This window comes from Pseudomonas sp. MDT2-39-1 (assembly GCF_054898085.1).
In genome coordinates this window covers 2,569,172-2,590,806 of the sequence record NZ_CM142716.1, presented here as the reverse complement: position 1 = coordinate 2,590,806, position 21,635 = coordinate 2,569,172, and the positions used below count along the sequence as shown (strand labels likewise).

The window sequence follows — 21,635 nt, the reverse complement described above, 5'->3', positions numbered from 1 at the left end:
GAAGGTCTTGGCGGGCAAAAAACAAGCCGAGGATTATACCTGAGCTATGACCTCACGCGCCAGTTGAGGTCGGGGTTGATACAGCCATATTGCGTTTTAATAGGTCGCGCATCTGATTTGCGATCTGATTTGCTTCCTCCGCAGTCAATCCTGGCTGCCTTGCTTTCCTGATAAGTACTTCCAGGCTATCCGTGTGTTGACTTGCCGATAACCTAGTAATGGTGTCTAAAAACTGTTGTTCAAGGTTGTCGCCGTCAATCAGCCATTCCTTTTCCGCCAAAGCCCTGAGCAATCGGCCCTGTTCAGTCCCGTGCCAGCGTGCCATCAACTGAATAGAGTTTAGCTTAGGATTTTTCTGCACTGCCCCGATGAGGGCTACCAGCAGTTGCGCGTACGTGTTGCTCTCATTCGCGAAGTGATCGGCGGTTTCTACCTTGCCCGCCAGTTCCGGGTGATGAATGAGAGTGCGCAGTGCTATCAGCGTTGGCGCTTCGACAGCGATCGGTGTGCGTGGTGCGCTATGTTGGTCGCGATCACCACCGCGTTTGCCGTTCTTGTCCCACGGCTTCTTGTCCCATTTCTTGCCGCCGGCCCCGGGTTTCTTCGGCGTCCATTCCTGCTGCGGCACATACATCTCTTGTGCCTGCGGCTGATGGTAGTCGCTGTAATCCGGCATGGCGTCGTAATCGATGCCCGGGTCGTAGGCGGGTGGCGCATCCTGAGGAGCGCTTTGCACCAGATGGCTCACGGCTTCGCCGCTAAGCCCGGTAATTTCGGTCAGGCGTTGGCGCATCAGGATGCGCAGGTTCGCGCCCGGGACCTTGTCGATCAGCGGCGCGGCGAGGGTGGCCATGTGGGCCTTGCCTTCGAGAGAGCGCGGGTCCGATTCCTCGGTCAACTGCTGGAAGAAATAATCCGCCAATGGCTGGGCGTGCTGGTTGATTCGCGCGCGGAACGCGTCAGTGCCTTCGGAGCGGACCAGCGTGTCCGGGTCTTCGCCTTCGGGCAGGAACAGAAAGCGCGCGCGCCGTCCGTCCTGCAGGCATGGCAGCGCCGCTTCCAGTGCGCGCCACGCCGCGTTGCGGCCGGCCTGGTCGCCGTCGAAGCAGAACAGCACGTTGGGCACGACGCGAAACAGCCGCTTCAAATGCTCTTCGCTGGTGGCGGTGCCCAGGGTCGCGACGGCATTGCGCAAGCCTTGCTGGGCAAGGGCGATGACGTCCATGTAGCCTTCAACGACAATGATTTCGTCGAGGTTGCGGTTATTCTTGCGTGCTTCATAAAGGCCGTAGAGTTCCTGGCCTTTATGGAATACCGGGGTTTCCGGTGAGTTCAGATATTTCGGTTTGTCATCGCCCAGTACCCGGCCGCCAAAAGCAATGATTCGCCCGCGACTGTCACGGATCGGGAACATCACGCGATCGCGAAAGCGGTCATAGCGCTTGCCGGTTTCGGCGTTCTCGATCAGCAGGCCGGCATCAACCATGGCTTTCTGTTGCAGGGTGTCGCTGCTCAAGTGCTTGAACAGATTATCCCAGCCGGGTGGGGCGAAGCCGAGGCCGAAATCCCGGGCAATTTCGCCGGTCAGCCCGCGACCTTTCAAGTAATCCACAGCCGCTTTGCGTGATGGATGACTTTTCAGGGCTTGTCGGTAAAAGTCGGCGGCCGCAGTCAGTAGCGGGTACAGCGGTGAATCGGTCGGCTGCCGCGGTTTGTGCGGTCGGCCGCTTTCTTCGCGGGGGATTTCCATGCCGGCGGCTTTGGCCAGTTCTTCGACAGCCTGGACGAAATCCAGGTTGTCGTGGTCCATCATGAAGCCGAGGGCGTTGCCGCCAGCGCCGCAGCCGAAGCAGTAATAGAACTGCTTGTCGGGGCTGACGCTGAAGGACGGGGTTTTCTCTTTATGAAAAGGGCAGCAGGCGGTGTAGTTCTTGCCAGCCTTTTTCATTTGCAGGCGCGAGCTGACCACATCGACGATGTCGGTGCGGTTCAGAAGGTCGTCAATGAAGCTCTGGGGAATTAGCCCGGCCATGGCGTTCTCGTCATCTGCGCTTAAATGGACCCAAAACGAAGAGCGGCCGAACGCGGGTCGTTGTTTGAGGCGCGCAAAATGTGCGGCTCGACCGGTGTCGTCTGCGTAATCGCTGTCGGGAAGTGTATCTGCCGAAAATCCACTGACGTTAGTACCAATCAGTATTCGACTATATGAAAGTGTTTCGCTGAATCCGGCTGCGGCCAGTCGAGGGCCTCGGATAGCTCATAAGCGGGCACGCAAGAAGGTGCCTTGGGCTGATCGTCGTGAGAGGAATCAGTGGGTGTGCTCGTCAGTAGCCTTGGAAGGCTCGTCAGAAAAGACGTGCACCGCTGGCAAAAGAGCCAGGTCTGACGCTGTGAAGCAGGTTTGTCTCTGTCGCGTCTGCGGCTTTGACGGTGAAGCATCAAGCGTTTTCTGCAAATGCCATTAGCCCGGCTGAGGGCCGGGCTTGGCAGAAGCTTGCTACGAACGTCTGTGTATTAGTACAGACGAACGGCGCGGCGCTGTTCGCGCTGTACTTTCTTGGCGTGACGCTTAACAGCGGCTGCTGCTTTACGCTTACGCTCAGAAGTAGGCTTCTCGTAGAATTCGCGGCTACGAACTTCAGCCAGTACACCGGCTTTTTCGCAGGAGCGCTTGAAACGACGCAGAGCTACGTCGAAGGGTTCGTTCTCTTTTACTTTGACGGCTGGCATCCAGAGCTACCTTCATTCATTACCGGGGTCAACATCCTCGTGGCAAAAGAGCACTTGAAGACGTCGGTTTTTAAGGGTTGCGGATGTTAACCCCTCATCGACCGGAATGCAAAGCCTCTGATCGAAAACCGCTAGTCGGGGCATCCCATGGCGACTATTATGCGCGCCTTCGAATTCAGCCTAAACAAGGCGCAAACCCATGCTAGTACTGGGATTAGAAACCTCCTGCGACGAAACCGGTGTCGCATTATATGACAGTGAACGCGGCCTGCTCGCCGACGCGCTGTTCAGCCAGATCGACCTGCATCGCGCCTATGGCGGCGTGGTGCCGGAGCTGGCCTCACGCGACCACGTCAAACGCATGCTGCCCTTGATCCGTCAGGTGTTGGCCGAAGCTGACTGTGTGCCGACCGAGATCGACGCCATCGCTTTTACCGCGGGTCCTGGCCTGGTCGGTGCCTTGCTGGTGGGCGCCTCCTGCGCTCAGGCCCTGGCCTTCGCCTGGGGCATTCCGGCGCTGGGTGTGCACCACATGGAAGGTCACTTGCTGGCGCCAATGTTGGAGTCGCAACCACCGGAATTCCCGTTCGTCGCTTTGTTGGTGTCGGGCGGTCATACGCAGCTGGTTCAGGTCGACGGGATCGGTCATTACACGCTCTTGGGCGAGACCCTCGACGATGCCGCCGGTGAAGCGTTCGACAAGACGGCGAAGATGATGGGGCTGAATTATCCGGGTGGTCCGGAAATCGCGAAACTCGCAGAGCGGGGCGTTGCAGGACGTTTCACCTTTCCGCGTCCGATGTGCGACCGCCCGGGCCTGGCCTTCAGCTTCAGTGGCTTGAAAACCTTCGCCCTGAACACCTGGCAACAGAGCGTCAGCACCGGGGACGACAGCGAGCAAGCCCGTTGCGACATCTCGCTGGCGTTCCAGCAGGCCGTGGTGGAGACTTTAACCATCAAGTGCAAGCGAGCCCTGAACCAGGCGGGCATGAAGCGTCTGGTGATCGCTGGAGGCGTCAGCGCCAACAAGGCGCTGCGCACTTCTCTGGAAAAAATGCTCGGCGACATGAAAGGCGATGTGTTTTATGCCCGTCCTGAGTTCTGCACCGATAATGGCGCGATGATTGCATTTGCCGGTTGCCAGCGCTTGCAAGCCGGTCAGCACGAAAGCCTGGCAATCAGCGTGCAGGCGCGTTGGCCAATGGAGCAACTGTCGGCGCTGTGATGAGCGGTGCTCATGTCCGGTATTTAAAAATGCCGTTCGCGCCCGGCAAACAGGTCGCGTAGATTGCCGCGATGACGCCAGACGATCAGCCCCGTGAGTGCGCTCATGGGCAGCAGTGCCGCCGGTTCTTGCCAGGCCAGCAGCGGCAGGGTCAGCGGCGTGGCGATAAGCGCGGCGAGAGAGCTGGTGCGGGTCAGGTAGAACGTCAGCAGCCAGGCGCAGACCGCCAATAGTGCGGCGGGCGGGTACAGGCCCAAGAGCATGCCGGCTGCGGTGGCGACACCCTTGCCGCCGCGAAAACGGAAGTACAGCGGGAACAGGTGGCCGATGACGGCACAGACGCCGATCCAGGCCTGTTCTTGCAGCGAAAGCCCCGCAAGGCCTGCGATCAGCACCGGCAGCAGGCCTTTGCAGAGGTCGCCGATCAAGGTCAGGATGGCGAGTTTCTTGCCGGCCAGGCGCAACATGTTGGTGGCACCGGCATTGCCCGAGCCACTCATTCGCGGATCGGGGTTACCGGTCAGACGGCTGAGCAAAATGGCGAAGGACAGCGAGCCGAGCAGGTAGGCGATAGTCGCCAGTAACCAAAACATGCTAACTATTCCGGGCGAGGACGCCCTGATTCTAACGGCGCATTGCGCCCTTGTCGTGCAGCGGAGAAAAGTGCTTGGACAGAGTGTTTATCGAGGGCCTGGAAGTCGACACCGTGATTGGTGCCTACGACTGGGAGCGAGGCATCCGACAGTGCCTGCGACTTGATCTGAGCTTCGCCTGGGACAACCGCCCGGCCGCTGCCGGGGATGACCTGACACTGGCGCTCGACTACGCGAGCGTTTCGTCACGCATCCAGGCGTTTGCCGAGCATTCCCAGTACAAGCTGGTCGAGACGTTCGCCGAGCGTCTGGTCGAAGTGTTGATGAGCGAATTCAAGATCACTTGGGTGCGCCTCAAGCTGACCAAGCCTGGTGCCGTCCCGGCGGCCACCGGTGGTGTGGGCGTGGAGATCGAGCGCGGATGTCGCTGACTCAGGTGTATCTCGGACTCGGTAGTAATATCGAGCGCGAAACCCATTTGCAGGCTGGCCTCGAAGCCCTGGCGGGTTTCTTGGTGGATATTCATTGCTCGGCGGTGTTCGAAAGCCAGCCAGTGGGGATCAAGAGCGGCCCGTTCTTCAATTTCGTGGTCTCGGCTTACACCGATCTGACGCTGATGGAGCTGGACCGCCGATTGAAATTCATTGAGGCGGACAACGGCCGCTATGCGCCCGACCGCAAGGGCTTGCCGCTGGATATCGACGTGCTGCTGTTTGGCGACCTGGTGGGCAATTTCGACGGATTGATCCTGCCTCGGGCAGAAATTCTGAAAAATGCCTTTGTGCTGTGGCCGCTGTCGCTGATTGCGCCGGACAGAGTGCATCCGGGCGTAGGCAAAAGCTTTGCGACGTTGTGGGATGAAGCAAAGATTGATCAGGTGTTGGCGCCAGTGGCGTTCGAGTGGCGTGGAGAGCAGCTGACACCTTCGAATTTGCTGTGATCTTGCTGACGTCTCCGCGGGCAAGTCGGATCGCCGCCCGCTCGCTCCTACAAGGTCCAAGTCGTTTGCCGACCGGGAGAATGACGCAAAACTTGTAGGAGCGAGCGGGCGGCGATCCGACTTGCCCGCGAAGCTTTTCAGCTAGACGCCGCCTCTTTGTAAGCCTTCAGCGCCTTGAGCCGCTCACGCTTGATCGCCTCGCCCAGCTCCGGCCCCTTGAATCCCTTCTCCAGCAACGGCTGTACCGCCACGCTTTGGGCCGCAGTCGCCGCCCCGCGCAAATATTCCGCCTGTGGATAACTTCTCTGCTCCAGACCTTTGCGTCCGCGGGCGTCCATTTCACACGCCGCAATGAACTCTTCAAATCGCTGAGGCCGACGGTAAACGTCAAAACTCTGCAACAACTCCAGCAACGTCGAGGGTTTCAGCTCAAGGGCGCGGTGGCCATGGGTGTGATATTGGCCCGCCAGCAATGCCAGTTCCTGACAATCCTTCGGAGCCTTGAAGCGTTCGTTGACCGCTTTGATCAGCTTCAAACCCTTGTGTTCATGAGCAATGTGGCGTGGCCACTCTTCTTTGGGCGTCAATCCTTTGCCCAGATCATGCAGCAGGCACGCCCAGCGCACGGTCAGCGGTTGTTTGTGCAGCGCTGCTTGTTCGAGCACGCTCAGGGTGTGCACGCCAGTGTCGATCTCCGGATGATGGGCTTCGGGTTGGGGCACGCCAAACAGGGCGTCGACTTCCGGCATCAACACCTTGAGCGCGCCGCATTCACGCAGCACCTCGATGAACACCTGTGGCTGATCTTCCATGAGAGCACGGGAAATCTCTTTCCAGCTGCGCTCGGCAGTCAACGCCTCCAGTTCGCCTGACTCGCTGAGTTGACGCATGAGCTCCAATGTTTCAGGCGCGACGATGAAACCCAGCCCGGCATAACGGGCGGCAAAGCGGGCAACGCGTAACACACGGAGCGGATCTTCGGCGAACGCGGGGGAAACGTGGCGAAGTACACGAGCTTCGAGATCTCGCTGGCCGTGATAAGGATCGGTCAGGTTCTGCTGATCGTCTTCGGCCATGGCGTTGATTGTCAGGTCACGACGGATCAGGTCTTCTTCGAGGGTGACGTCGGGGCTGGCGTGAAAGGTGAAGCCGCCGTAACCACGTCCGCTTTTGCGTTCGGTACGGGCAAGGGCGTACTCCTCACCGCTCTTGGGGTGAAGGAATACCGGGAAGTCAGCGCCAACCGGGCGATAGCCCTGGGCGAGCATTTCTTCGGTGGTGGAGCCGACCACGACCCAGTCGATATCGGTGACAGGCCTGCCCAGCAAGCGATCGCGTACCGCGCCGCCGACTTTATAAATCCGCATAAAAAACCTCCGTTAGCCCGACAGAATAACCGTTGCGTCGAACTTCCGGAGGCAGAAACAGGATCAAAGATGAATGACGGCCAGATCCAGTCTTCCGTAATCCCCCTCAGCGTGTTCACTTCTGGGTGGAACGTGCTGAACTTTCATGACCTGGTCGCCTTGCAGGGTTTCCAGGTGAATGTCGAAGCCCCAGAGGCGATGCAGGTGTTTGAGCACTTCCTCGGTGGACTCACCCAGCGGTTTGCGGTCGTGCTGCTGGTGACGCAAGGTCAGGGAGCGGTCGCCGCGGCGGTCGATGCTGTAGATCTGTACGTTGGGTTCGCGATTGCCGAGGTTGTACTGGGCCGCCAGGGTTTCACGGATGATCCGGTAGCCCGGCTCATCGTGAATGGCTGGCACCAGCAGATCGTCCTTCTGGTCGTCATCGAGAATGCTGAACAGTTTCAGGTCGCGGATCACTTGGGGTGACAGGTATTGGAGGATGAAACTCTCATCCTTGAAACTGCTCATGGCGAACTTGATGCTAGACAACCAGTCAGTGCCAGCAATTTCCGGGAACCAGCGGTAGTCCTCTTCGGTTGGGTGTTCACACATGCGCCGGATGTCCCGGTACATGGCAAAACCCAGAGTGTAGGGGTTGATGCCGTTGTAGTAGGGGCTGTCGAAGCCGGGTTGATAGACCACGCTGGTGTGGGACGTCAGAAACTCCATCATGAAGCCGTCGGTGACCAGTCCTTCGTCGTACAAATCGTTCATCAGCGTGTAGTGCCAGAACGTGGCCCAGCCTTCGTTCATCACCTGGGTCTGGCGTTGCGGGTAGAAATACTGGGCGATCTTGCGCACGATCCGCACGATTTCCCGCTGCCAGGGCTCCAGTAGCGGGGCGTGTTTTTCGATGAAGTACAGGATATTTTCCTGAGGTTCGGCGGGGAAGCGTGCGTTGTCCTTGTCGCTGTACTTGTCCGCACCTTTTGGAATGGTCCGCCACAGATCGTTGATCTGCTTCTGCAAATGCTCTTCCCGATCCTTCTGCCGACGGCGTTCTTCTTCAGCCGATATCGGATACGGGCGTTTGTAGCGATCGACCCCGTAGTTCATCAGCGCGTGACAGGAATCCAGCAGGTCCTCGACCGCGTCGATGCCGTGGCGTTCTTCGCATTGCATGATGTACTGCTTGGCGAAGACCAGGTAATCGATGATCGAACTGGCGTCGGTCCAGGTGCGGAAAAGGTAATTGCCCTTGAAAAAGCTGTTGTGGCCATAGCAGGCGTGAGCAACCACCAGGGCCTGCATGCAGATGGTGTTTTCTTCCATCAGGTACGCGATGCACGGGTCGGAGTTGATCACGATCTCGTAGGCTAGCCCCATCTGCCCACGGCTGTAGGACTTCTCGGTGCTGAGGAAGTGTTTGCCGTAGGACCAATGGTGATAACCCAGCGGCATGCCGACGGAGGCGTAGGCATCCATCATCTGCTCGGCGGTGATCACTTCAATCTGGTTGGGGTAGGTATCCAGGGCATAACGAGCCGCCAGACGACTGATTTCTTTGTCGTAGGCCTGGATCAGCTCGAACGTCCATTCGGAGCCGGTGGAAATGGGTTGGCGCTTCTGCTCTTTGGCGGTCATGTCACTAACCTGCGCTGGAAGAGTTCACGGAAGACCGGATAGATATCCCCGGCCGAGACCAGTTGCTGCTGGGCAAAATTGTCAGAGAAGGCTTCAGCAATACGTTCGTACTCAAACCACAAAGCCTGATGTTCGCGCGGGGTAATCTCAACGTAAGTGTAGTACTGCACGAACGGCATGATCTGGTTGATCAGAATGTCGCGGCAAATCGGCGAGTCGTCGTTCCAGTTATCGCCGTCGGAGGCCTGGGCGGCATAGATGTTCCACTCGTTACTCGGATAGCGTTCGGCCATGATCTCCTGCATCAGTTTCAAGGCGCTGGAGACGATGGTGCCGCCGGTTTCCCGGGAGTAGAAGAACTCTTCCTCATCCACTTCGCGGGCGCTGGTGTGGTGGCGGATGAACACAACGTCGATCTTGTCGTAGTTACGCTTGAGAAATAGGTACAGCAGGATGAAGAACCGCTTGGCGATGTCCTTGGTCGCCTGGGTCATAGAGCCGGACACGTCCATCAGGCAGAACATCACCGCTTTGGAGCTTGGGTTCGGCTGCTTGATGAGCAGGTTGTACTTGAGGTCAAAGGTGTCGAGAAACGGCACGCGGTGGATGCGCGCACTAAGTTTTTCGATTTCTGCTTCGATTTCCTGAATATCGCCGAAGTTGTCCGGTTCATCCCGCTTGAGTCGCAGCAGTTCGTCTTTGGCTTCGCGCAATTTTGCCCGACTGCTGCCAGACAGGGCGATTCGCCGGGCATGGGCCGAGCGCAAGGTTCGGATGATGTTGATTCGCGACGGGTTACCTTCGTTGCTGATACCTGCGCGCACGGTCTTGAAGGTGTCGGTGCCGGTCAGGTTGCGCTTGACCAGATTCGGCAGCTCAAGGTCCTCGAACATGAATTCGAGGAATTCCTCCTGGGTGATCTGGAAGACGAATTCGTCCATCCCTTCGCCCGAGTTACCGGCCCTGCCGGGGCCTCTGCCACCGCCACCTCCAGGCGGGCGGGCAATGTGCTCGCCGCTGGTGAACTCCTTGTTGCCCGGATGCACGACGGTCTGCTTGCCACCCCGACCGTGGTGAAGCACCGGCTCGTCAATGTCGCGGCCGGGGATGCTGATCTGTTCGCCGTGTTCCATATCGGTAATGGAGCGCCGGCTGACCGCCTCTTCGACAGCCTTTTTGATGTGATCACGGTAACGCCGCAGAAACCGCTGACGGTTCACCGTGCTCTTGTTCTTGCCATTGAGACGTCGGTCGATCACATAGCTCATGACTGCTCCTTAGAAGCTGTCCTGAAAGGGGCGAGCGGTTATGCAGCATCGTGCCGAGTGCCAAGGGATGTTCACGCTCCCCCAAGCGCTTTGGATGCTGCCTGAACTTCGCTTCCAACTTTCGAACACCTTCCAGAGGTCTGTGTAACAGAAAAAGCGCACACAGGTCTCTGGCTGACGACAACCGGTCTGACCGGCAGCGGATTACTGTGATTTTCTGACCCGCAGGTACCACTCGGACAGCAGTCGTACCTGTTTGTCGGTGTAGCCCCGCTCGACCATCCGTGTGACGAAGTCGTTGTGCTTCTGCTGGTCCTCTTTGCTGGCCTTGGCATTGAAGCTGATGACTGGCAGGAGGTCCTCGGTGTTGGAGAACATTTTCTTCTCGATGACCACCCGCAGTTTTTCGTAGCTGAGCCAGGTCGGGTTCTTGCCGTTGTTATTGGCCCGGGCGCGCAGTACGAAGTTGACGATTTCGTTGCGGAAATCCTTCGGATTGCTGATGCCGGCCGGTTTTTCAATTTTCTCAAGCTCTTCGTTCAGCGCGACGCGGTTGAGGATTTCGCCGGTCTCCGGATCGCGGTACTCCTGATCCTGAATCCAGAAGTCGGCGTACAGCACGTAGCGATCGAAGATGTTCTGGCCGTATTCGCTGTAAGACTCGAGGTACGCAGTCTGGATCTCCTTGCCGATGAATTCGATATAACGCGGTGCCAGGTACTCCTTGAGGAAGCGCAGGTACCGTTCGCGGGTCTCGGCCTGGAATTGTTCCTGTTCGATCTGTTGTTCCAGCACATACAGCAAGTGCACCGGGTTGGCGGCGATTTCGTGCGGATCAAAGTTGAAGACCTTGGACAGGATCTTGAACGCAAACCGGGTCGACAGACCGTTCATGCCTTCGTCTACACCGGCGTTGTCGCGGTATTCCTGGATCGACTTGGCTTTCGGGTCGGTATCCTTGAGGTTCTCGCCGTCATACACACGCATCTTGGAGTAGATGTTGGAGTTTTCCGGCTCCTTGAGGCGTGAGAGCACGGTGAACTGGGCGAGCATTTTCAGGGTGTCGGGCGCGCAATGGGCCTTGGCCAGGGAACTGTTGAACAGAAGCTTGTCGTAGATCTTCACTTCGTCGCTGACCCGCAGGCAGTACGGCACTTTGACGATGTAGATCCGGTCGATGAAGGCTTCGTTGTTCTTGTTGTTGCGGAAGGTGTGCCATTCCGATTCGTTGGAGTGAGCCAGCAGGATCCCGGTAAACGGAATCGCACCGAGGCCTTCGGTACTGTTGTAGTTACCTTCCTGTGTGGCGGTCAGCAATGGGTGCAGGACCTTGATCGGCGCCTTGAACATTTCGACGAATTCCATCAGGCCCTGGTTGGCCCGGCACAGAGCGCCCGAGTAGCTGTAGGCATCGGCGTCGTTCTGTGGGTATTCCTCCAGTTTGCGGATATCGACCTTGCCCACCAGCGCCGAGATGTCCTGGTTGTTTTCATCGCCCGGTTCGGTCTTGGCCACCGCGATCTGATTGAGGATCGACGGATACAGTTTCACCACACGGAACTGGCTGATGTCGCCGCCGAATTCGGCCAGGCGCTTGGTAGCCCATGGCGACATGATGGTATTGAGGTAGCGCCGCGGAATGCCGAAGTCTTCTTCGAGGATCGCGCCATCTTCAGTGGCGTTGAACAGACCCAGCGGCGACTCGAATACCGGCGAGCCCTTGATGGCGTAGAAGGGCACTTTCTCGATCAGCTGTTTCAGCTTCTCGGCCAGGGACGATTTACCACCACCGACGGGGCCGAGCAGATAGAGGATTTGTTTCTTCTCTTCCAGGCCCTGAGCGGCATGGCGGAAATACGACACGATCTGGTCAATGCATTCTTCCATCCCGTGGAAGTCTTCAAAGGCCGGATAGCGGCGGATCACCTTGTTGGAGAAGATTCGCGACAGTCTCGAGTTGGTCGAGGTGTCGAGCAGCTCCGGTTCTCCGATGGCCAGCAACAGACGCTCGGCGGCGGAGGCGTAGGCGCTGCGGTCCTGTTTGCACAGCTCAAGATACTCTTGCAGCGAGAGTTCTTCCTGGCGTGTGGACTCGAAGCGTTGTTGGAAGTGGCTAAAGATACTCATGACGTCACCTCGCTCGATACGTGGAGCCGACGCCGGATCATTCAGTCGATGCTGGCAGCAACCGGATATGCAGTTGCTGTTTACCCCCCAGAACTCTTTCGGAGCTGACTACCCCGAAAGCTACTCCCGATGACCCGCGCGCCGGTGTACCGGCTCTCCCCTGTTTTGGATGGCCTGCGCTTAAGGATAGTTGGGAATTCGGGAGGTAAAGGCGAGATACGTAATTAGTTGTGGCAGACCGTTCGTCTGCCACCGCGCGAGCCCGCAGGGGCCGGGGCTTGCACGTTACAAAAAAATTATTCGGACGTGCCTTGCGCCGTTTCCGCAGGATAAGTCGTACGCCACAGCTCAAAACCGCCATCCATGCTGTACACGTCGGAGAAGCCCTGGCTGATCAGGTAAGCGGCGGCACTCTGGCTGGAGTTGCCGTGATAGCAGACCACTACCGTAGGGGCATCAAGATCGGCGGCGCGGATGAAGTCGGAAATGGAAACATTGTCCAGATGCTTTGAGCCGGCGATGTGCAGCGCGGCATAAGTAGCAGGATCACGGACATCGACCACCACTGCGCCTTGTTCGCGCAGGGCTTGTGCCTGTTCTGGGGGGATGCGTTTGAATTCGCTCATGGCGGGCTCCTGTGGCTCGGCTGAAAGCGCAGTCTAGCGCTAGGCGCTGGCTGACGTTTGTTCGGGGGTAGGGGGTGCGACTGGCGGTAAGGTGTGGCCATGTTCGTCGCATTTGCACAGCAGGCGTTCACCGGTGTCGACGTTCATCAGGGTCATGGAGCCGCCCCAGACACACCCGGTGTCGAGTGCGAAGACGTCTGGCTCGTCACACTGGCCTTCGAGCGCCGCCCAGTGGCCGAAGATGATCTTCAGGCCCTTGGTTTTGCGATCCTTGTGCTTGAACCACGGCGCATAACCCGGCGGCGCGGTATCGATGCCTTCCTTGCCCTTGAGGTCGAGTTTGCCCTCGCTGGTACAGAAGCGCATGCGGGTGAAATAGTTGGTGATCACGCGCAGGCGGGTTACGCCTTTGAGGTCGTTGTCCCATCTCACTGGTTCGTTGCCGTACATGCCGTCAAGGTAGGCCGGGAAGCGGTTGTCGTCGCGCAGGGCTTCTTCGACTTCAGCGGCGCATTTCAAGGCTTTGCGCAGCGACCACTGTGGCGGGATGCCGGCATGGACCAGGGCAATGTTGCGCTGCTCGTCGTAGTGCATGAACTTTTGCTGACGCATCCACTCCAGCAGTTCCGCAGCATCTGGCGCCTGGAGGATCTCGCGCAGGGTGTCGGCTTTCTTCAGGCGTTCAATGTTCTGCCCGGCCGCCAGCAAGTGCAGGTCATGGTTGCCGAGCACGCACACCAGCGATTCGCGAATGCTATAGAGGAAGCGCAAGGTTGCCAGCGACTGCGGGCCACGGTTGACCAGATCGCCCACCAGCCACAGACGATCCTTTACAGGGTCGAAAGCGACTTGTTTGAGCAGGCATTGCAGCGGCTCAAGGCAGCCTTGAAGGTCTCCGACGGCATACGTCGTCATCAGTGCAGGGCTCCGGGTACCGCCAGGCGGAAGGGAACGATGATGGCGTCAAAATGTTTGCCGTCGTCGGCAACCATCTCATAAGTGCCTTGCATCGTGCCGACCTTGGTGGTCATGACGGTGCCGCTGCTGTAGGTGTGGTTTTCACCGGCCTGGATTAAAGGCTGCAAACCCACGACACCCGCACCCTTGACCTCCTCCACATGCCCGTCGCCATCGGTGATCACCCAGTGCCGCGACAGCAGTTTGGCCGGTAGCTCGCCATTGTTGTGCACGGTAATGGTGTAGGCGAAGGCAAAGCGGTTTTGCTCGGGTTGCGATTGTTCTGCCAGATAGCGGGTGACGACGCTGACGTCGACCTGATAACGAGGATCGGACATGCAAGAGGCCTTAAAAACGAAGCGAGACGCGGGGCTTAGATGATTGAACTCAGTCTAGGCCAAGTATCGGGTAGTAAACCAGACATGGGCGCTGGTGTCCTACCCGATCACACTCGTCGCCTGTCAGTCGACGGTGGGTGTGTGTGGGGCTTGTTCGCTGAGCTTGTCGGCCAGGCGCACGAAGGCGGCGAGGTCGAGCTGCTCTGGACGAAGGCTCCCGTCGACACCGGCGGCGGTGATTTCGTCATTGCTTAGCAGCAATTTGAGGGTGTTGCGCAGGGTCTTGCGGCGCTGGTTGAAGGCTTCGCGCACCACGCGCTCCAGCAGCTTGTGATCCTTGGCCGGGTGCGGCAGCACTGTATGAGGCACCAGGCGCACAATGGCCGAATCGACTTTTGGAGGCGGGTTGAACGCGCCCGGACCAACGTTGAACAGATGCTCGACGCGGCAGTGGTACTGAACCATGATCGACAGGCGACCCCAGTCACCGCCGCCAGGACCTGCCGCCATGCGCTCGACCACTTCCTTTTGCAGCATGAAGTGCATGTCGCGAATCAGGCTGGCGTTATGCAGCAAGTGAAAAATAAGCGGCGTAGAGATGTTGTACGGCAAGTTGCCTACAACCCGAAGGCTGCCGGGAGCTGCGTTCAGGCTGTTGAAGTCGAACTTCAGCGCGTCACCCTGATGCAGGTTGAAGTTGCTCTTCCCGGCGAACTGCTGATTGAGGATCGGGATCAGGTCTTTGTCCAGCTCCACCACGTCCAGTTGCGCGCCACTGCCCAGCAGGCCTTGGGTCAATGCACCTTGGCCCGGGCCGATTTCCAGCAGGCGGTCTTCGGGTTTGGCGTGGATGGAGCGCAGGATGCGGTCGATAACACCGGCATCGTGCAGGAAGTTCTGGCCGAAACGCTTGCGCGCCCGGTGTTGGTAATGTTCGGTCATAAACGGGTCTCGGCCATCTGGTAGGCGGTTTCCAGGGCGACTTGCAGGCTGCCGGTGTCGATTTTGCCGCTGCCGGCCAGATCCAGGGCAGTGCCGTGGTCGACCGACGTGCGGATGATCGGCAAGCCCAGGGTCACGTTGACTGCCGCGCCGAAGCCTTTGTACTTCAGTACCGGCAGGCCCTGGTCGTGGTACATCGCCAGCACTGCATCGCAGTGCTCCAGATATTTGGGGGTAAACAGAGTGTCGGCGGGCAGGGGGCCGCGAAGGTCCATGCCCTCGCCGCGCAGGCGCTCTAATGTAGGTTCGATGATGTCGATTTCTTCATGGCCCAGGTGTCCGCCTTCACCGGCGTGCGGGTTTAGCCCGCAGACCAGGATACGTGGCTGGGCGATGCCGAATTTTTGTTGCAGGTCTGTGTGCAGAATGCGCGTGACCCGTTCCAGACGCTCCGGCGTGATTGCGTCGGCAATCTCTCGAAGGGGCAGGTGTGTAGTGACCAGCGCCACGCGCAAGCCGCGGGTGGCAAGCATCATCACCACTTGCGCGGTATGGGTCAGGTCAGCGAGAAATTCGGTGTGCCCGGAGAAGGCAATTCCGGATTCATTGATCACGCCCTTGTGCACAGGGGCCGTGATCATGCCGGCAAAATGCCCGTCCAGGCAGCCTTGGCCAGCTCGGGTCAGGGTTTCCAGGACGAAAGCCGCGTTGGCCTTGTCCAGTTGCCCGGCGGTGACCTTGGCGTTGAGCGGTGTATCCCAGACATACAGGCTGTTGGCTGGCGCGGGTACATCCGGCCAGCTGTCCGGGGTTACCGGCAGCAAATCGACAACCACGCCCAGTTGCGCGGCCCGCTCAAGGAGCAGGTCGCGGCTGGTAATGGCAATCAGGGGGTGTGGCTGGGCTTGCGAGGCGAGCAGCAGGCACAGGTCAGGACCTATGCCGGCCGGCTCGCCGGGTGTCAGCGCGAAACGTTTGGGTTTCACTGCGTTGCCTGGTCTGCACCAGTGAGTTTGATCTCTACGTACGCTTCGTCACGGATCTGACGCAGCCAGGTTTGCAGCTCTTCGTCGTATTTGCGGTTACGCAGTACGGTCATCGCTTGCTGCTCACGGGCCTGGGTGGTGCTGTCAGTGGCGCGACGGCCAAGGACTTCCAGAACGTGCCAGCCGTATTGGGTCTGGAACGGCTTGGACAGCTGACCTTGCGGGGTCTTGGCCATCACTTCGCGGAATTCAGGCACCAATGCGTTCGGGTCGATCCAGTTCAGGTCGCCACCGTTGAGGGCGGAACCCGGATCTTCCGAGAAGCTTTTCGCCAGTTCGCCGAAATCTTCGCCCGCTTCGATTCGGGTGTAGAGCGATTCAGCCAGGGCTTTGGTTTTTGCTTCGTCACGGATCGGGCTAGGTTTGACCAGGATATGACGCACGTGCACTTCGTCACGTGTCTGGGTTTCACCGCCACGCTTGTCGAGGATCTTGAGGATGATGAAGCCGCCCGGCGTACGCATTGGCTGGGTAATGTCGCCAACCGTCATGGTGCTCAGCATGCGATCGAACGGAGGTGGCAATTGAGCAGCTTTACGCCAGCCCATGTCGCCGCCTTCCAGTGCGGTTTCGCTGGCGGATTTGGCGATTGCCAACTGACCGAAGTCGGCGCCTTGCTTGAGTTGCTGGTAGACCGCGTCCGCTTGCTTGGCAGCATTCTGAATCGCATCGGAGTTGGCGCTTTCCGGTGTAGGAATCAGGATGTTGGCCAGACGGAATTCTTCCGACAGCTGCATTTTGCCGAGGTCGGAAGCCAGGAAGTTCTTCACTTCCTGTTCAGACACCTGGATACGCTCTGCCACGCGACGCTGGCGCACACGGCTGATGATCATTTCGCGACGGATCTGTTCGCGGGCGTCGTCGTAAGACAGACCGTCGCGAGTCAGGGCGGCGCGGAATTGATCAATCGACATGTTATTGCGCTGGGCAATGGTGCCGACGGCCTGGTTCAGTTCTTCATCGGTGATGCGGATGCCGGAACGCTCGCCGATCTGCAATTGCAGGTTTTCAACGATCAGGCGCTCAAGCACCTGCTGGTCCAGCACGCCGGCCGGCGGCACCGCAGCACCGCGTTTGGCGATGGTTTGCTGAACTTCATGAATACGCTGGTCCAGTTGGCTCTGCATGACCACGTCGTTGTCGACAATGGCCACCACTTTATCGATGGACTGTACTGCGGCGTTCGCCGCAGTACCCAGGAACAGCGCGCCCAACACTAGCGGGCGCAGACAATCAGAAAGCTTGGTCTTCACGTGCACGATAACCTTGAATGCCTTTGTCGAGGAAACTCTCTACTTTGGCGCCGGTAAGGCCGCCGAGTCCCTTCAGAACAATTTGTAGGAAGATGCCGTGGTCGCCTTTTTCGTTTTCTGGGGCTTCCTGACTGAATTCGTCATAGTCGACCCAGTAACGGTTGATCAAGCGCAGTTTCCAGCAGCAGTTGTCGTACTCGAAACCACCGAAGGCTTCCAGGGTACGGTTGCGGTTGTAGTCGTACTGCCAGCGGCTGATGGCGTTCCATTGCGGCACGATCGGCCAGATCACCGAGAAGTCGTGCTGCTGGATCTTGTAGTAATCCTTCACGTAGCCAGGAGTGCCCGGGGTGCCATAGTCACCACCACCCACCGACCATTGGCCGGTGGTCTGGTCATAACGGACCTGGTCATTGCGATAGCGATAACCGGCGTTGATGACCTTGTTCGGGTTGTCTTCAGGCTGGTAGTGGAACATAGCGCTGCCCGAGCGAGGGCTGCGGCTGTCCGGGTCCCAGTTGTAGTCTGCGGTGGCGCGCCAGTCGCGGTTGAAGCGGAATTCGTATTCCAGTGCATACGGGGAAACGTCGGACTGCGCGTCGGTGCGGGTATTTGCATCGATACCCGGCAGCTGGACCTTGCGATCCTTGAAATACAAGGCCTGGCCGACGCTGATGCGTTGGCGCTCGAACCCGTTGTCTTCGATCCAGCGGTTGGTGACGCCCAATGACAGCTTGTTCTCGTCGCCGATACGGTCGGACCCATAGAAACGGTTCTCCCGGAATAGCGACGAGTAATTGAAGGTGGATTCACTTGTATCGAATATCGGGATATCGGACTGGTCTTTCTCAGGTACATAGAGATAGAAGAGACGCGGTTCCAAAGTCTGGCGATAGTTCTTTCCGAACCATGTGGTACTACGATCGAAATACAGACCGCTATCGATACTGGCGATTGGAACGCCACGGCTTTGGTTGCGGCTGTAGGTACCGTTGAGTCGGTCGGTCTCAGCTGTTTGCGCGGCAATCTGATCTTTGCCAGAGCTGTCTAGATCCAGGTCGTACTGTGTGTATTGGTACTTGAGCGAAGGCTTCAGGAAGCCATAGGTCCAATCCAGGGGCAGGCTAACGCCCGGCTTCAAATTCAGCCGATTACCGTTGGCGCGAGCCAGACCTGTAACGTTGCTGTCCAGGCGCGCGCTAACGTTGCCGTCTTCATCGGAAAACGTGCCATCGCGCAGGTCACGTTCAAAGCGAACAGCTTCGGTTTCGTAATCGAAACGCAAGCCATTCGGCTGATAAGGCAGTTGACCATTAAAGGTGATTTGAGGCAGTCGATCGTATGGCGTGATATTAGAAATGGTAGCGAGTTGGTAAGCTTGAACGTTGAGTTGCGCAGTGTAACTGTCGCCACGATAGCTGACAGAGCCTTGCTGGTTGACGTAATCGGCACTCTTTACACCGATTTGATCGGATTGCAGATCCTGGAAGTAATACGGATCGCTGATCTTGGTGTAATCGACTTGCGTCAAGACCCGCGAATCCAGACCACCCTTGTGCTGCCAGTTATACATGTAGCGGTTTTTCTGGTAATCGGTCTGCTTGCTGCGTTCGGTGTCTTCGTCGTTGAGGTACGCGGCGCCGAACTGACCTTCACTGGACTTGGTCAGGTAGCGGAACTCGCCTTCCATCAACAGGCCGCGCTTGCTCATGTAGCGTGGGTACAACGTGGCGTCGTAGTTCGGTGCCAGGTTGAAGTAGTACGGAGTCACCAGCATGAAGCCGGTATCGGTGCCCGTGCCGATGGTTGGCGGCAGGAAGCCGGACTGGCGACGGTCATCGATCGGGAAATAGATGTACGGCGTGTACAGGACAGGAATGTCCTTGACCCGCAGTGTCACGTTGGTCGCGGTGCCGAAGCCGGTCGCCGGGTTCAAGGTGATGTTGTTGCCTTTGAGCTGCCAGGCGTTGCTGTTCGGTTCGCACGTGGTGTACGTACCATCCTTGAGGCGGATGATCGCGTTTTCGGCACGTTTGGCGTACAGCGCGTTACCGCGGATACGGGATTTGTGCATCACGTATTCGGCGTTATCGACCTTGGCTTCACCGGTATCGAGCTGCACGTCGGCGTGGTCGCCCACGATCAGCGCGCCGTTGTCGCGAATGCGCACGTTGCCGCTCAGTTCGCCACGGCTTTCAGCCTGGTAAAGGTTCGCTTCGTCGGCTTCGACCTGCATGCTGCCCTGACGCATGACGACGTCACCGGCCAGGGTCGCAATTTGCTCATCCTGCTTGTAGCGAGAGGCCTTGGCGCCGATAAAGGTCGGGGCGTCACTTTTATTCGTCTTGTCATTCATGCCAGGACGAATCGGTTCGATATAGGAACCAGAGCAGTAAGGACCGGTCTCGGCCAGTTGCGCCGCCGTGAGGTTCTCGCGCGGAACCCAGTCGAGGTGACTGTAGTCTGCACTACGCGACTTCAGGCCGCGGCCTTTGGACTCGGTAACCAGCACAGGCTTGGCGCCGGTGTCTTCACTGGTGCCATTCTCGGTCGCAGGTTCGCCGGTGGCGGAAACTGCGCTGCCGTCATGGACGGGACGCGGAGGCAATGCCGCCGCTGGCGCTTTTGGCGCACAGTCCCAGGCACCCGAAGCAGAGACTGAGCAGTCATACTGTTCCGCGGCGACCACGAATGAAGTGGCTAGGGGTTGCAGGGCCAGCAGACTGCCGGTAACCAACAACGGAAATTTTTTACGAAACGCGGGGGATTTCAATGCCATCTTATTAGTCCGGGCTTCCTGCGTGCCATCTGCCCGCGGTGTGGGCCGCACGCCTCTCGATGGTCTGAAAAAGATGCTGGATAATAAAGCATGACCCGCTTGACGGCTAGCGCCGTCGGAGACCCTTGCAATGCCTGACCAAGATGTACGTTTGCAACACCTGAAAGTTTGGCTCGATGAGCAGTTGGCAACCCTCTTTGCAGAACAAGGTTGGGGCGCCGTACCCCCGGCCACATTGACTGCGGCCAGTAGCGATGCGAGTTTTCGGCGCTATTTCCGATGGGAAGGCGAGGGCCGGAGTTTCGTCGTGATGGACGCGCCTCCGCCCCAGGAAAACTGCAAACCCTTCGTGGATATCGCTTTTTTGCTGGCGAAATCCGGAATAAATGTGCCGAAAATTTACGCCGAAGACCTCGAGCGCGGTTTTCTTTTGCTCAATGACCTCGGCAACAAGACTTATCTGGACGTGATCGACAGCGAAAACGCCGACGATTTGTTCAATGATGCCCTGCAAGCACTGCTGGCTTTTCAGCAATTGCCGATGGTTGCACCGCTACCAAGTTATGACGTGGCATTGCTGCGTCGCGAGCTGGAGCTGTTCCCTGAGTGGTACGTGAAACGGGAGCTGGGCATCGAGTTCGACTCGGCGCAGCAGATGCTCTGGCAGAACGTGACCGAGCTGCTGATCGACAGCGCCCTGGCCCAGCCAAAAGTGCTGGTGCATCGCGACTACATGCCACGCAACCTGATGCTCAGCGTACCGAACCCGGGCGTGCTGGATTTCCAGGATGCGGTCTATGGCCCGGTGACCTATGACGTGACCTGCCTGTTCAAGGACGCGTTCCTCAGTTGGCCCGAGGAACGTGTGCGCGGCTGGCTGGAAAATTACTGGCAGCAAGCCAGCGATCTCGGCATTCCCGTGCAACCCGATTTTGAAGACTTCCTGCGGGCCAGCGACCTGATGGGCGTGCAGCGTCATCTGAAAGTGATCGGCATCTTCGCCCGTATCTGCCACCGCGACGGCAAGCCGCGTTACCTGGCCGATGTGCCGCGCTTCTTTGCCTATATAGAAGCGGTGGTCGCCCGCCGTCCTGAACTGGCTGAGCTGGATGTGTTGCTGCTGAGTCTGCGTGCTGGAGCCCATGCATGAAGGCGATGATTCTGGCGGCCGGCAAAGGCGAGCGCATGCGCCCGCTGACCCTGACCACACCAAAACCGTTGGTCCGTGCCGGCGGCGTGCCTCTGATCGAGTACCACTTGAAAGCCCTGGCGATCGCCGGGTTTACCGAGATCGTGATCAATCACGCCTGGCTCGGCCAGCAGATCGAAAGTTACCTGGGTGACGGTTCGCAATACGGCCTGCGTATTCAGTACTCAGCAGAAGGTGAGCCACTGGAAACCGGTGGCGGGATCTTCCGTGCGTTGCCGTTGCTGGGCGATGAGGCTTTCCTGGTGGTCAATGGTGACATCTGGACTGACTACGACTTCAGTGTGCTGCATCAACCCATCGCCGGGTTGGCGCATCTGGTGCTGACGAAAAACCCGGCCCATCACCCGACCGGCGATTTCACGCTGGTCGATGGGCAAGTGCACGACGGTCAACTGGACACCGCCACCCTGACCTACAGCGGCATTGCCGTGCTGCATCCGCAGTTGTTCGACGGTTGCTCGGCCGGTGCCTTCAAACTGGCACCGTTGCTGCGCAAAGCCATGGCTGATGGACAAGTAACCGGCGAACGCCTGAATGGACACTGGGTGGATGTCGGCACGCACGAACGCCTGGCTGAAGTTGAAACTCTGATAGAAGCGAGACGCTGA

At 58.5% G+C, this 21,635-nt stretch carries 19 protein-coding genes; 5 read left to right on the top strand and 14 right to left on the bottom strand.

What is annotated here, in order from left to right; all coding sequences use genetic code 11:
- Positions 1–52 precede the first annotated feature (52 nt).
- On the bottom strand, positions 53–2,032 hold the full coding sequence (dnaG, locus tag ACYZTM_RS12500) for a DNA primase (RefSeq protein WP_461988858.1): 1,980 nt from the start codon (positions 2,030–2,032) through the stop codon (positions 53–55).
- A gap of 482 nt (positions 2,033–2,514) precedes the next feature.
- Entirely contained in the window at positions 2,515–2,730 is a 216-nt protein-coding gene (rpsU, locus tag ACYZTM_RS12495) for a 30S ribosomal protein S21 (RefSeq protein ID WP_002551877.1), read from the bottom strand.
- A 199-nt stretch (positions 2,731–2,929) separates the two neighbouring features.
- On the opposite strand from rpsU, the gene tsaD reads away from it, so the two are divergent.
- On the top strand, positions 2,930–3,955 hold the full coding sequence (tsaD, locus tag ACYZTM_RS12490; RefSeq protein ID WP_461988857.1) for a tRNA (adenosine(37)-N6)-threonylcarbamoyltransferase complex transferase subunit TsaD: 1,026 nt from the start codon (positions 2,930–2,932) through the stop codon (positions 3,953–3,955).
- Between the two features lie 23 nt (positions 3,956–3,978).
- Here tsaD and plsY read toward each other — a convergent pair whose 3' ends face one another.
- Entirely contained in the window at positions 3,979–4,548 is a 570-nt protein-coding gene (gene plsY / locus ACYZTM_RS12485) for a glycerol-3-phosphate 1-O-acyltransferase PlsY (RefSeq protein WP_131060986.1), read from the bottom strand.
- 74 nt (positions 4,549–4,622) lie between these two features.
- Here plsY and folB point away from each other — a divergent pair, with 74 nt between their 5' ends.
- Both folB and folK read left to right on the top strand, forming a co-directional pair.
- On the top strand, positions 4,623–4,979 hold the full coding sequence (gene folB, locus ACYZTM_RS12480) for a dihydroneopterin aldolase (protein ID WP_131060987.1): 357 nt from the start codon (positions 4,623–4,625) through the stop codon (positions 4,977–4,979).
- Complete coding sequence (folK, locus tag ACYZTM_RS12475) at positions 4,970–5,488, top strand: 2-amino-4-hydroxy-6-hydroxymethyldihydropteridine diphosphokinase (RefSeq protein ID WP_461988856.1); 519 nt, start codon at positions 4,970–4,972, stop codon at positions 5,486–5,488. The genes folB and folK overlap by 10 nt, the downstream gene beginning before the upstream one ends.
- 137 nt (positions 5,489–5,625) lie before the next feature.
- On the opposite strand, the gene ACYZTM_RS12470 is transcribed toward folK, so the two are convergent.
- From ACYZTM_RS12470 to ACYZTM_RS12420, 11 genes are all read right to left on the bottom strand, one after another.
- The gene (locus tag ACYZTM_RS12470) at positions 5,626–6,855 is read right to left on the bottom strand and encodes a multifunctional CCA addition/repair protein (protein ID WP_461988855.1); all 1,230 of its coding nucleotides are present in this window, start codon (positions 6,853–6,855) and stop codon (positions 5,626–5,628) included.
- Between the two features lie 63 nt (positions 6,856–6,918).
- Positions 6,919–8,481 carry a SpoVR family protein gene (locus tag ACYZTM_RS12465; protein ID WP_131060990.1) on the bottom strand — a complete coding sequence of 521 codons (1,563 nt, stop codon included), beginning with the start codon at positions 8,479–8,481 and terminating at the stop codon, positions 6,919–6,921.
- Positions 8,478–9,749 carry a YeaH/YhbH family protein gene (locus tag ACYZTM_RS12460; protein ID WP_131060991.1) on the bottom strand — a complete coding sequence of 424 codons (1,272 nt, stop codon included), beginning with the start codon at positions 9,747–9,749 and terminating at the stop codon, positions 8,478–8,480. Before ACYZTM_RS12460 ends, ACYZTM_RS12465 begins: the two co-directional genes overlap by 4 nt.
- A 204-nt stretch (positions 9,750–9,953) precedes the next feature.
- Positions 9,954–11,876, bottom strand: coding sequence for a PrkA family serine protein kinase (locus ACYZTM_RS12455; RefSeq protein ID WP_010467160.1), 1,923 nt, complete (start codon positions 11,874–11,876; stop codon positions 9,954–9,956).
- A 296-nt stretch (positions 11,877–12,172) separates the two neighbouring features.
- A complete protein-coding gene (gene glpE / locus ACYZTM_RS12450; RefSeq protein WP_131060992.1) occupies positions 12,173–12,502 on the bottom strand; it encodes a thiosulfate sulfurtransferase GlpE in 330 nt (109 codons plus the stop codon).
- A gap of 39 nt (positions 12,503–12,541) precedes the next feature.
- A complete protein-coding gene (locus tag ACYZTM_RS12445) occupies positions 12,542–13,417 on the bottom strand; it encodes a symmetrical bis(5'-nucleosyl)-tetraphosphatase (RefSeq protein ID WP_461988854.1) in 876 nt (291 codons plus the stop codon).
- A complete protein-coding gene (gene apaG / locus ACYZTM_RS12440) occupies positions 13,417–13,797 on the bottom strand; it encodes a Co2+/Mg2+ efflux protein ApaG (protein WP_461988853.1) in 381 nt (126 codons plus the stop codon). Before apaG ends, ACYZTM_RS12445 begins: the two co-directional genes overlap by 1 nt.
- A 123-nt stretch (positions 13,798–13,920) precedes the next feature.
- On the bottom strand, positions 13,921–14,739 hold the full coding sequence (gene rsmA / locus ACYZTM_RS12435) for a 16S rRNA (adenine(1518)-N(6)/adenine(1519)-N(6))-dimethyltransferase RsmA (protein WP_461988852.1): 819 nt from the start codon (positions 14,737–14,739) through the stop codon (positions 13,921–13,923).
- The gene (gene pdxA / locus ACYZTM_RS12430) at positions 14,736–15,725 is read right to left on the bottom strand and encodes a 4-hydroxythreonine-4-phosphate dehydrogenase PdxA (RefSeq protein ID WP_461988851.1); all 990 of its coding nucleotides are present in this window, start codon (positions 15,723–15,725) and stop codon (positions 14,736–14,738) included. The genes rsmA and pdxA overlap by 4 nt, the downstream gene beginning before the upstream one ends.
- A complete protein-coding gene (gene surA / locus ACYZTM_RS12425; RefSeq protein ID WP_461988850.1) occupies positions 15,722–17,038 on the bottom strand; it encodes a peptidylprolyl isomerase SurA in 1,317 nt (438 codons plus the stop codon). The genes pdxA and surA overlap by 4 nt, the downstream gene beginning before the upstream one ends.
- Positions 17,019–19,817: an LPS-assembly protein LptD gene (locus tag ACYZTM_RS12420; RefSeq protein ID WP_461988849.1), complete on the bottom strand. Its 2,799-nt coding sequence runs from the start codon at positions 19,815–19,817 to the stop codon at positions 17,019–17,021. The genes surA and ACYZTM_RS12420 overlap by 20 nt, the downstream gene beginning before the upstream one ends.
- A 130-nt stretch (positions 19,818–19,947) precedes the next feature.
- Between ACYZTM_RS12420 and ACYZTM_RS12415 the strand changes: the two genes are divergently transcribed.
- Complete coding sequence (locus ACYZTM_RS12415; protein ID WP_131060999.1) at positions 19,948–20,967, top strand: aminoglycoside phosphotransferase family protein; 1,020 nt, start codon at positions 19,948–19,950, stop codon at positions 20,965–20,967.
- Positions 20,964–21,635 carry an N-acetylmuramate alpha-1-phosphate uridylyltransferase MurU gene (murU, locus tag ACYZTM_RS12410; protein WP_131061000.1) on the top strand — a complete coding sequence of 224 codons (672 nt, stop codon included), beginning with the start codon at positions 20,964–20,966 and terminating at the stop codon, positions 21,633–21,635. The genes ACYZTM_RS12415 and murU overlap by 4 nt, the downstream gene beginning before the upstream one ends.